We start from the raw sequence: 11,726 nt of genomic DNA, 5'->3' as shown, positions 1-11,726 counted from the left end.
TTGTACTCTCATTTTATGATAAGATTCTCCAGAATGGAAATAAAATCGATTTATTTTACAAAAATAGTTATATGCCTATCTTTACTCGATCAACTACATAAATATATTATTATAGCGATTTCTTACTTACAAAAAATTTGGACATACATTTCCACATTCCCCCGTACACTTTAATAAAGTGAAACTTCTATTGGAAGAGATTATTTAACAACAACTTTCTTCATCACATACATACAGTTCGCTTATTAAAACATCATAAATGGAGGCAGACGAATGGACTTAGAGTTTTTAACATCCGTACTAATGATTGTCGGTATCGATGTTGTATTAGGTGGTGACAATGCAATTGTCATCGCACTAGCTAGCCGAAATTTACCTGAATCGAAACGAAATAAAGCTATTTTGATTGGTACTCTTTTAGCAATCGTACTAAGAATTGCCCTTACTATATTAGCTGTCTATTTACTCGACATTCCATTTCTACAACTGATTGGCGGGGTTTTACTTACATTAATTGCAGTCAATTTATTAACTGATAATAACAACGATCTTTCTGCTATTCAAGGAAAAACAACTTTATTCCAAGCTGTGCGGACAATTGTTTTCGCGGATCTCGTTATGGGGTTTGATAATGTTATTGCCATTGCAGGTGCAGCTCACGGGAGATTTTTACTCGTCATAATTGGCTTACTCATTTCTATCCCTATTATTATTTGGGGCAGCAAACTTATTTTAATACTTATGGAACGATTTCCATTCCTCATTTATTGCGGTGCAGCGATTCTTGCCTATACTGCAGGAAAAATGGTTACACATGAAGACAGACTTGCCACCTTTTTTCATAACAACCCAAGTTTCACTGCAAGCATTCCTTATTTGTTCATTTTCACTATTTTATGCATCGGCTTTATCGTACAACAAGTTCGATTACGCAATGTGAAACATTAAAAAAAACCTTCTACTATATAATAGGTAGAAGGTTTTCATATTATTATAATTAATTTACAAGACGTTGTGCTTCACGTAATTGGAACGTTCTTACTGTACGTGGTAAGAAACGGCGAATTTCGTCTTCGTTGTAACCAACTTGAAGGCGTTTCTCGTCAATCATAATTGGACGACGTAAAATCCCTGGATAGTCACGAATCATCTTATATAAATCTTGAAGTGGTAAAGATTCTAAGTTTACATTCAATTCTTGGAAAACTTTCGAACGAGTAGAAATAATCTCATCCGTTCCGCTTTCTGTCATACGTAAAATCTCTTTAATTTCCTCAATTGTTAATGGATCTGAGAAAATATTACGTTCTGTATAGGGAATATGATTTTCCTCTAGCCATAATTTCGCCTTTCTACAAGACGTACAGCTTGGAGAACTATATAATGTTACCATACAAAGCTCACTCTCCTTAAAGAGTACAAATTCTGTACTAAATACAGTTTTAATTTCTAACTTCAGCAATTTTTCGCGATAACTTGTCTTATTGAAAAGTACAAAAATCGCATTTCATGTAAGCAACAACTTATAATAAACAACAATTACTTTTAATAAGTAACTTCTATAATCATTATACAATAGATTTTGCAAGAAATATACAGTAAATTTCCTGCTAGTTGAGAAAACTCTTCCGTGTATTCCACTGCTATGTAACATGATTACGCTCAATTTATCTGTACTTGAACAATAACTTTCAACCCTTTCAATACTCATTTCCCCTAGATTTTTCATATAATATATAGTTATTTATCTATAATCTTCCCTATGAAAAAGAGAACGTTTTCTTACTTTTTCCTGATAAATCAATTAAGAAATGTAAGACTATACAAATGAGAATGAAAAGGAACATTTGTTCTTATTTTAACAAATATTCTCCCTCCTGTCCACACGATTTCTAAAGTAAATTATTTTTTTCTGACATTTCTTTCTTTTTTATTTTTTATCTCATACAATAAACATACAGACAGGCAAAGGGGGAGTTTGCAAATGATTGCTTTTTTTGTTGATTTTATTACGGTTGCTGCCCTCATCATCGGAATAACAGCATTGATTGGTGTCATTACAAATAGCATTGGCGAAAAGCTCTTTGGCGGAAAAGAAAAAATGAAGTTTGTTAACAAAAGTTTGGATGTACAATCCGGCTGGAATCAAGTTGGCGGAAAAGGCATTTATAAGAAACGCACGTATTAAAAAAAGCAGGTGGTTAGCCTGCTTTTTTTATTTCCCTACGGATGCCCATTTGAAGCTCACATCAGGGCCATATTTATGGTTGTACATATCTTTAATTGTTTCTCTTTGTAAGTATGCTCTACCACGTTGGTATACTGGAACAATCGCAGCGTCATCAAGTAACATTTTTTCTGCCTCAAGTAAGTTTTTCCAGCGAGCATTTACATCGCTTCCATCTTTTTTCGCTTTCATAATGATTTCATCGTATTTCGGATTAGAGTACTTCATCTTATTTTGTGACCCATCTGTTACAAACATATCAAGATATGTGATCGGATCTGGGAAGTCTGCCCCCCATCCAGAGAATGACATGACATAATCACCCGCATCTTCTAATTTCAACTTTTGTGCGAATGGTTGTTGTTTAATTTTCACTGTTAAGCCTGGTAAATTCTTTTCCAGTTCACCTTTTAAATATTCACCAGTTTTCTTAGATAATTCAACATCTTCATTTAATAACTCTAATTCAATTTCATTTTTTCCAAGCTCTTTTGTACCAGCTTCCCAATATTTTTTTGCTTCTTTCACATTTGGTTTTACAATATCACCATTTTCAGCACGGAAATCCTTTTTATCCGGACCTTTAATGAAGTTATCAGGAATTAATCCTGTTGCTGGCTTAGAACCGTTATTTAATAATGTATCAACGAACGGCTTACGATCAAAAGCAAGGGAAATTGCTTTACGAATATTTTTATTTGCTAAAGCTGGATCTTTTTGATTTAAGCGTAGGAAAAATACAGATGTCTCTTCTACTGTTTTGAAATCTGGTTTTCCTTTATATTTATCGATGAACTCTGCTAATAACGTCGCTCGATCGATTGCATTTGTTTCATATAAGTTAATTGGCGTAGATGTATCTTTTACAATATTAAAGTTTACTTCTTCAAGCTTCACTTCTTTATTGTCCCAATATGATGAGCTCTTTGTCATTTTAAAACTGCGTTCATGTTGCCAATCACTTAATGTAAATGGTCCGTTGTAAAGCGTTGTGTTCGCTTCCAAACCAAACTTCGCACCTTGCTCTTTCACAAATTTCTCATTTACAGGATAAAAGATTGGATATACCATTAAATCTACAAGATATGGAATAGAATTGTCTAATTCTACTTCTAATGTGTAATCATCAATTGCTTTTACACCTAATTGATCAGGACTCATCTCTTTTTTATTAATTTTCTCTGCATTTTTTATATCATACATAATGTATGCTGATTTCGCAGCTGTGTCTGGGTTGATTGCTCTTTGCCATGCGTATACAAAATCTTTCGCCGTTAAAGGCTCACCGTTTGACCATTTCGCGTCTTCACGTAATTTAAATGTATATTTTTTACCGTCTTCTGACTTTTTAAATTCTTTTGCTACACCTGGAACTAACTTATCATCTTTTCCAAGGCGGTATAGACCTTCCATCGTGTTGTTCATTACTTTTGAAGAAACTGCGTCAGCTGATAATGCTGGGTCCATCGTTGGAATTTCTTGTGTTTCAATTAAATTAAGAACTTGCTTCGCACCGCTTTTCCCGCTATCCCCTTTTGCGTTTGCTTGCGGTTCATCTTTTTGGTAGCTACATGCCCCTAATATCATGCTCATTGCTACTGTTGATACTACAAAAACTGGTATCTTTTTTTTCATACTTCCACCCTCCAAAAAATGTTAGCCCTTTCATTTTCAAACAGAAAGAAATATATATATGTTCTAATAATTCATATTATACACACAAATATATTTTTTGTATATTTATATTTCTATTTCATTAAAATTTTGTGTTAAAAAATATATCTTTGTAAACGTTTTATATTGTCTATTTTCCTTACTAAAGTGCCAAAAATAATTATTTTTATATTTTTCTAAATTATCAGAGAAAAATAAATTTTATATTTTATAATATTTTATGTATAATTATCCCACCCTTTTCAACATAAAATAGCAGGCCCTTCATATTAAAAATATATAGGCTAAAATGAGTGCAAAGGATAAGAAAGTATGTTACGATACATTTTGCTAAAAATAGATATCGGTAAAGAGGGGACGGACATGACAGCAATTCAGGCAAAAAATGGGCCGACAGAGAAATTAAGTTTATTCTTATTAACATGGCCTATTTTTCTAGAAGTTTTTCTTTTTATGTTGATGGGGATCGCTGATACTTTCATGTTAAGTGCATTATCAGACGATGCTGTATCTGGGGTTGGTGCAGCGAATCAATATCTCCATATTGCGATTTTGGTATTAGAAGTCATCGGGAACGGCGCTGCTATCGTTGTATCTCAATACCTCGGTTCCAGACGCTTTATGGAAGCATCTAAAATATCAGCATTAGCCGTCACATTAAATTTAATAGTTGGGCTCGTTATAAGCGCTGGTTTTCTTTTATTTTCGAAACATATGATGCTCGCAATGAACTTACAAGGCGATGTACTAACGTATGCGCAAAACTACTTATCTATCGTCGGAGGGGCAATCTTCCTGCAAGCTATCATTAACTCATTAGCCGCAATTATCCGTGTACACGGTTTTACAAAGCAAGCGATGTTTATTTCACTCGGAATGAATATTATTCATATCGCTGGAAACTACGTACTCATTTTCGGGAAATTTGGTTTCCCTGAGCTCGGTGTACAAGGGGCTGCAATTTCTTCCGCTATCAGTCGATTGATCGCACTTATTGTTTTCTTCTGGTTACTATATCGCGTTATGGAATATCGTGTGAAATTACAATATTACTTCACTTTATCCAAAGAATACATTGGAAAAATTTTAAAAATCGGCATTCCATCTGCATTTGAACAAGTGATGTATCAAGCTTGTCAAATCGTCTTCCTTTATTACGCAACGTACTTAGGAACGGAATCATTAGCTGCTAGACAATACGCTACTAACATTTCCATGTTCACTTATTTATTTGCAATTGCGATTGGTATGGGAACAGCCATTATTATTGGCCGCCTTGTTGGTGGTGGCGAAAAGGATGAAGCATACGAACGTTTGTGGAAAAGTGTAAAATGGGCGATTGGTGTAACTTTATGTATGGTCGCTCTCGTTATTACATTCCGTACACAATTAATGGGACTGTTTACAGATAATCCGCACATTATCAGGTTAGGCGCAAGTGTTCTTTTACTAAGTGTACTACTTGAAACGGGACGTACGATGAACATCGTCATCATTAATTCGCTTCGTGCAGCTGGTGATGCAAAATATCCTGTTTTAATCGGTGCATTTTCTATGGTGTTAATGAGTTTACCACTAGGTTACTTTTTCGCCTTTCATTTAGATATGGGGCTCGTGGGTATTTGGCTAGCGATCGCCATCGACGAATGGACACGTGCCATTATTATGTTCTTCCGCTGGAAAAGTAGAGCTTGGGAACGTTACGCACTAGTTAAACCTGAAGAACAAGAAGAGAGTATTTCTGTTCAAGTTTAGTAATTTTATATAGTAGAAAAAAGAGCCCTCCTTCCGCAATGGAAGAATGGCTCTTTTTTATTGATAGATTTCTTTATATTTCTTATACTCTGCTTCAGAACATAGTACGAAATGTCCTGGACGAATTTCACGCATTGTTGGCACTTCGCTACCGTAATCATGCTGCGATGGATCGTATACGATACGTTTACGATTACGCTCATAATCTGGATCTGGTAGCGGAATTGCTGATAATAGTGATTTCGTATATGGATGAACTGGATTCGCATATAACTCTTCACTTGTTGTCAGTTCTACAATTTGACCACGGTACATTACGCCGATGCGGTCACTAATGTATTTTACCATCGATAAATCATGGGCAATGAATAAGTATGTTAAGCCTTTTTCTTTTTGTAACTTTTTCAGTAAGTTTACAACTTGCGCCTGAATCGATACGTCAAGTGCTGAGATCGGCTCATCGGCAATGATAAATTCTGGTTCTACAGCAAGCGCTCGAGCGATACCGATACGCTGACGTTGTCCACCTGAGAATTCGTGTGGGAAACGGTTTGCGTGCTCTTTATTTAAACCAACTGTGTTTAGTAGTTCATGAACACGGTCCATGCGCTCTTTTTTACTTTTCGCTAATCCGTGAATATCAATACCTTCTGCGATAATATCCCCTACTGTCATACGAGGATTTAGTGATGCGTATGGATCTTGGAAAATCATTTGCATTTTACGGTTGAATTTCTTCAATTCTGTGCGTGATTTCTTACCATGTACGTTTTCACCATCGAATAATACTTCACCAGCAGTTGCATCATATAAACGAATAATCGTTCTTCCAGTTGTTGATTTACCACAACCTGATTCTCCTACAAGACCAAATGTTTCTCCGCGGTAAATATCAAATGAAATATCATTAACCGCTTTGACAACACCACCACTCACGTCGAAGTGCTGCTTTACATTTTTTACTTCAATTAATTTCTCACGTTGTTTAGTCATGTTGTTCACCTGCTTTCATTTGAAGAATACGTTTTTCAACAACTGCCGGCGGTTTTACTTCTGGAGCTTGCTCGTGAAGTAACCAAGTTGCCGCATAGTGTGTATCACTTACTTTAAATAAAGGCGGTTCCATTTCAAAATCAATTTTCAGCGCCTGTGGGTTACGTGGTGCAAAAGCATCACCCTTTGGCGGCTTCAATAAATCCGGAGGCGTTCCAGGAATTGCGTATAACTCTTCCTCTGAACCATCTAAACTTGGCATAGATGCGATTAAGCCCCAAGTATATGGATGTTTCGGATTATAGAAAATTTCATCTACAGTTCCAATTTCAACAACTTTACCAGCATACATAACTGCCACTCGGTCAGCAACGTTTGCTACTACACCTAAGTCATGCGTAATGAAAATAATTGCCGCTTCTGTTTTTTGCTGAATGTCTTTCATAAGTTCTAAAATTTGTGCCTGAATCGTAACGTCTAGCGCTGTTGTCGGCTCATCGACAATTAATAATTTCGGGTTACAAGCTAACGCCATCGCAATAACTACACGCTGTCTCATACCACCTGAGAATTGGTGAGGATATTGTTTTAAACGTGCTTCTGGATTTGGAATACCTACAAGGTCGATTAATTCTAACGCAACTTTACGTGCGTCTCCTCTACTCATCCCTTGGTGTTTAATAAGACCTTCCATAATTTGATTCCCAATTGTCATCGTTGGATTTAATGATGTCATTGGATCTTGGAAAATCATCGCGATATCTTTACCACGAACTTGCTGCATTTCTTTTTCCGTTAATTTCGTTAAATCACGACCGTCAAATACAATCTCTCCATTTTTAATACGGCCTGGAGGATTTGGGATTAACCCCATTAGCGCTTTAGAAGTAACTGATTTCCCAGAACCAGACTCTCCTACAATCGCTAATGTTTCCCCTTTTTTCAAATCAAAAGTAACTCCGCGCACTGCTTGTACTTCACCTGCATGTGTATCAAAGGAGACTTGTAAATCTTTTACCTCTAACAATGTTTTCATTTTTACTTCTCCCTCCTCATTTACTTACGCATTTTTGGATCTAACGCATCGCGTAATCCATCTGCCATTAAGTTGAATGCTAGAATTAACATACTGATGACAACCGCAGGGATGAACATCATGTGTGGATACGTTTGAATAGATTTATAACCATCATTTACAAGAGAACCAAGTGACGCGAATGGTGGCTGAATTCCTAAACCAATGAAACTTAAGAACGCTTCACCAAACACCGCTGATGGAATTGTGAACATTGTCATTACGATAATAGGTCCCATTACGTTTGGAATTAAATGTTTCACAATTAATTGTGTATTTGTTGCACCTAATGTACGAGATGCTAATACATATTCTTGGTTTTTTAACTTTAGGATTTGTCCACGAACAATCCGCGACATCCCTATCCAACCCGTAATCGCCATCGCGAGTGTAATTGACCAAATACCAGATCCCATAATGATTACCATTAAAATAACGATGATTAAGTATGGAATACCGTTAATAATCTCCATAATACGTTGCATAATATTATCTACTCTACCGCCGTAGAATGCTGAAATACCTCCGTATGCAACCCCAATTACTAAGTCAATTGCTGCTGCTAAAAGAGCGATATATAATGATACGCGTGTACCTTCCCATGTTCTTGTCCATAAGTCACGGCCAAGATCATCTGTACCAAACCAGAAGTACTCTTTAATATCACGTTTTTCATATTGGTCAACACCATATTGATCTGTACCGTCAAATGGTAACCAATGAACATTTTCAATAACTGGAATTTTTGGTGGTAATTTCGCACGACCTAAATCTTGCTCTTTATACGAGTGTTTACTTACCATCGGTCCAAAAATCGCTAATAGCGCAATGATTACTAATAATACAAGGCCAAGCATCGCACCTTTATGTTGGAACAAACGTCTTCTTACATCTTGCCAAAACGTTAAGCTTGGACGGGCAATGACTTCATTATCAACATTATTTTGATTGGCTTGTTGAAATAAATCTGGAGATAATTTTTGTACATCTTTCATCATTTTTTCCCTCCCGCTAAACGAATACGAGGATCAATAATTCCGTATAAAATATCGACAATGAAAATAACTAAAATGAAGATTGCACTATAGAAAATCGTAGTTCCCATAATAACTGTATAGTCATTTAAAGTAATCGATTTAACGAATTGTTCCCCAAGTCCTGGTACAGCATAAATTTGCTCGATAACAAGTGTTCCTGTAATTAATGCCGCAACCATTGGTCCTAAAATTGTTACAACTGGAATTAACGCGTTACGAAGTGCGTGTTTTACAATGATAACGCCTTGACTAATTCCTTTTGCTTTCGCTGTTAAAATATAGTCTGACTGCATAACTTCAATTAATTCTGCACGAGAGAAACGTGCGATTGTTGCGATAACTCCCATCGATAATGCAATTGTAGGCATTACAGTAAACTCTGGTCCTTTCCAGAATGCTACCGGGAACCAACCAAGTTTTACCCCTACGAAATATTGTAGTAATGCGGCGAATACGAATGATGGTACCGACATTCCGAGTACCGAAATAACTGTTGCACTATAATCCACCCACGTATTATTACGAAGTGCGGCAACAATACCTAAAATTAAACCGATAAATGTCCCTAATATAATCGCTTGTAAACCTAATTGGGCTGATGGTCCAATACGATCCACAATCATGTCTGTTACTGGGCGGTTATCATATTGGAATGATACCCCTAAATCACCTTTTGCTAAGTTACCTAAGTAACGTGCGTATTGAACTGGTACCGGATCATTTAATCCGTATTTTTCAAGAATGATTTCTTTTTGTGCCGGTGATAGCTTCTCCTGGTTTTTAAGCGGAGAACCCGGAAGTAATTTCATCAAAAAGAAAGTCAGTGTAGTAATTAAAAATAATGTCAAAGCCATGTACACGAAACGTTTTAATACATAACGTCCCATAGTCAAGCACCTCCCCGTTTTTCTCAAAAGCAATAAGATAGTTTAAAATATTCTTACTTTTATTTTTTTAAAATAAGAGCATATGCCCATCATAGGCATATACCCTTGTAAACGATGGAAAAAAAAGATTATTTTTGTTCAACAGATGCCCATTTGTAAGTTAATTTACCACCATAGTTAATTGGGATAATATCTTTTACGGCACCTTTTACTACATACGCTGAACCTTTTTGGAAGATTGGAGTGATAACTGCATCTTCTTTAATTAACATCTTCTCTACTTCTAGAAGGTTGTTCCAGCGAGCTTGTAAATCTTTTGTATCTGTTTTAGCTTTTAGGATTAACTCATCATACTTCTGATTAGAATACCCTGTTTTATTTTGAGAACCATTCGTAACAAACATATCTAAATATGAGATTGGATCTGGGAAATCTGGTCCCCAAATACCAAACGCAATATCATATTGCTGAGAATCTTCTAATTTATTTTTTTGTGCGAATGGTTGCTGTTTAATTTTAATTGATAAACCTGGTAAGTTCTTTTCTATCTCACCTTTTAAGAATTCACCAACTTTTTTAGCATCTTCATTATCAAAGTTTAAGAATTCTAGTTCGATTTTATCAGTTCCAAGCTCTTTCTTCGCTGTTTCCCAAAGCTTTTTCGCTTCTTTTGGATTTGTTTCAACTAGCTTTCCATTTTCAGCTCGGAAATCTTTTTTATTCGGACCTTCAGCGAAATCTTTTCCAACAAATCCGTAAGCTCCAATTGCACCGTTATTTAAAATAACTTTCGCAATGTTATCACGGTCAAAGGACATTGAAATTGCTTTTCTTAAGTTTTTATTACTTAAGTACTGATTACTTTGATTAAATCTTAAGTAAGCAACCCCTGCTTCTTTTCTTGTTTGGAACTCTGGGCTTTGTCTAAACTTATCAACAAATTCAGACGTTAAAGCCGCACGATCAATCGCGTTTGTCTCATATAAATTTACATCAGTTGCTGTATTTTTTACAATATTAAAGTTGATTTCTTCGATTTTAACCGTTTTATTATCCCAATATGAAGGATTCTTCTTGAATTGGAAACTTTGTTCATGTTTCCAATCACTCATAACGAATGGACCGTTATATAATGTTGTATTTGCCTCTAAACCAAACTTATCACCTTGTGCTTTTACAAAGTTTTCATTTAGCGGGTAAAATACTGGATAAACTGTTAAATCGATAAAGTAAGGAACGGGATTGTCTAATTCCACTTCTAATGTATAATCATCAATCGCTTTTACACCTAATTGGTCAGCAGGTAATTCTTTTTTATGAATTTTCTCTGCATTTTTAATATCGAACATAATGTACGAATACGTTGCTTTTGTATCTGGATTTACGGCTCTTTTCCATGAATACACAAAGTCTTTAGCTGTTACAGGTTCCCCATTTGACCATTTCGCATCTTTTCTTAATTTAAATATGTATTTCTTCCCATCATCTAGCTTTTCGACATCTTCTGCAACGCCAGGCATTCTCTTTTGATCTTTGCCAATACGATATAAACCTTCCATCGTATTATTTAATGCTGTAGAAGATGAAGAGTCAGATGCTAATGATGCATCCATTGACGGAATTTCAGATAACTCTGTTAAATTAAGAATCTGTTTTCCGTTACTACTACTCGTAGCGTTCTCTTTCCCTTTTGCTTTTGCATCATCTTTTTGGTAGCTACACGCGCCAAGCAACATACTTGCAGTTAAAGTTGATGCAAGTAATAACGGTATCTTTTTCTTCATGTTGTGTTGCCTCCCCTAATTGCACTTCCTGTACCCTCACTTGTTAAAAAGTAGAATTGAAAGAATAATCTCCAAGTTTCTACAATTTTCATTATACATATAATACGACGATTGTGAATATAGTTTTTTGTTTTTTTGTTAAAATTTTTAATAAAATGTTTATATTTTTAATTTTTCGTAAAGGGATACGTTAACATTGCTACCATCATCTTAAAATCAGACCTTTAATTGTGTATAATTTTCAAAAAATTATTTCTAGTACTTATTATAGCTTTTATAGTATAATAATTCTAG

At 35.4% G+C, this 11,726-nt stretch carries 10 protein-coding genes; 3 read left to right on the top strand and 7 right to left on the bottom strand.

The features are described 5' to 3' along the window. Positions 1 to 273 precede the first annotated feature (273 nt). Complete coding sequence (locus tag BCG9842_RS05745) at positions 274 to 948, top strand: TerC family protein (protein ID WP_000362600.1); 675 nt, start codon at positions 274 to 276, stop codon at positions 946 to 948. 49 nt (positions 949 to 997) lie between these two features. Here BCG9842_RS05745 and spx read toward each other — a convergent pair whose 3' ends face one another. Continuing rightward, a complete protein-coding gene (gene spx, locus BCG9842_RS05740) occupies positions 998 to 1,393 on the bottom strand; it encodes a transcriptional regulator Spx (RefSeq protein WP_000258267.1) in 396 nt (131 codons plus the stop codon). A gap of 591 nt (positions 1,394 to 1,984) precedes the next feature. Between spx and BCG9842_RS05735 the strand changes: the two genes are divergently transcribed. Then, complete coding sequence (locus BCG9842_RS05735; protein ID WP_000559983.1) at positions 1,985 to 2,188, top strand: hypothetical protein; 204 nt, start codon at positions 1,985 to 1,987, stop codon at positions 2,186 to 2,188. A gap of 27 nt (positions 2,189 to 2,215) precedes the next feature. Here the strand turns inward: BCG9842_RS05735 and BCG9842_RS05730 are convergent, their stop codons facing one another. After that, positions 2,216 to 3,862 (bottom strand): peptide ABC transporter substrate-binding protein, encoded by a 1,647-nt coding sequence (locus BCG9842_RS05730; RefSeq protein ID WP_000727253.1) that lies wholly within the window; start codon positions 3,860 to 3,862, stop codon positions 2,216 to 2,218. A 351-nt stretch (positions 3,863 to 4,213) separates the two neighbouring features. Here BCG9842_RS05730 and BCG9842_RS05725 point away from each other — a divergent pair, with 351 nt between their 5' ends. Continuing rightward, positions 4,214 to 5,656 carry an MATE family efflux transporter gene (locus tag BCG9842_RS05725; RefSeq protein ID WP_041488113.1) on the top strand — a complete coding sequence of 481 codons (1,443 nt, stop codon included), beginning with the start codon at positions 4,214 to 4,216 and terminating at the stop codon, positions 5,654 to 5,656. A 57-nt stretch (positions 5,657 to 5,713) separates the two neighbouring features. Here BCG9842_RS05725 and BCG9842_RS05720 read toward each other — a convergent pair whose 3' ends face one another. The 5 genes from BCG9842_RS05720 to BCG9842_RS05700 form a co-directional block, all read right to left on the bottom strand. Next, positions 5,714 to 6,649 carry an ABC transporter ATP-binding protein gene (locus BCG9842_RS05720; RefSeq protein WP_000166354.1) on the bottom strand — a complete coding sequence of 312 codons (936 nt, stop codon included), beginning with the start codon at positions 6,647 to 6,649 and terminating at the stop codon, positions 5,714 to 5,716. Continuing rightward, the gene (locus tag BCG9842_RS05715; protein WP_000854342.1) at positions 6,642 to 7,685 is read right to left on the bottom strand and encodes an ABC transporter ATP-binding protein; all 1,044 of its coding nucleotides are present in this window, start codon (positions 7,683 to 7,685) and stop codon (positions 6,642 to 6,644) included. Before BCG9842_RS05715 ends, BCG9842_RS05720 begins: the two co-directional genes overlap by 8 nt. A gap of 20 nt (positions 7,686 to 7,705) precedes the next feature. After that, the gene (opp3C, locus tag BCG9842_RS05710) at positions 7,706 to 8,722 is read right to left on the bottom strand and encodes an oligopeptide ABC transporter permease (RefSeq protein ID WP_000974107.1); all 1,017 of its coding nucleotides are present in this window, start codon (positions 8,720 to 8,722) and stop codon (positions 7,706 to 7,708) included. Then, on the bottom strand, positions 8,719 to 9,648 hold the full coding sequence (gene opp3b, locus BCG9842_RS05705; RefSeq protein ID WP_000534168.1) for an oligopeptide ABC transporter permease: 930 nt from the start codon (positions 9,646 to 9,648) through the stop codon (positions 8,719 to 8,721). Before opp3b ends, opp3C begins: the two co-directional genes overlap by 4 nt. A 128-nt stretch (positions 9,649 to 9,776) precedes the next feature. After that, on the bottom strand, positions 9,777 to 11,432 hold the full coding sequence (locus BCG9842_RS05700) for a peptide ABC transporter substrate-binding protein (RefSeq protein WP_000727209.1): 1,656 nt from the start codon (positions 11,430 to 11,432) through the stop codon (positions 9,777 to 9,779). Positions 11,433 to 11,726 lie beyond the last annotated feature (294 nt).

It is taken from the genome of Bacillus cereus G9842, from assembly GCF_000021305.1.
In the GTDB taxonomy this organism is placed as follows: domain Bacteria; phylum Bacillota; class Bacilli; order Bacillales; family Bacillaceae_G; genus Bacillus_A; species Bacillus_A thuringiensis_S.
The sequence above is the reverse complement of the archived record's forward strand: the minus strand, read 5'-3'. Positions and strand labels throughout refer to the sequence as shown.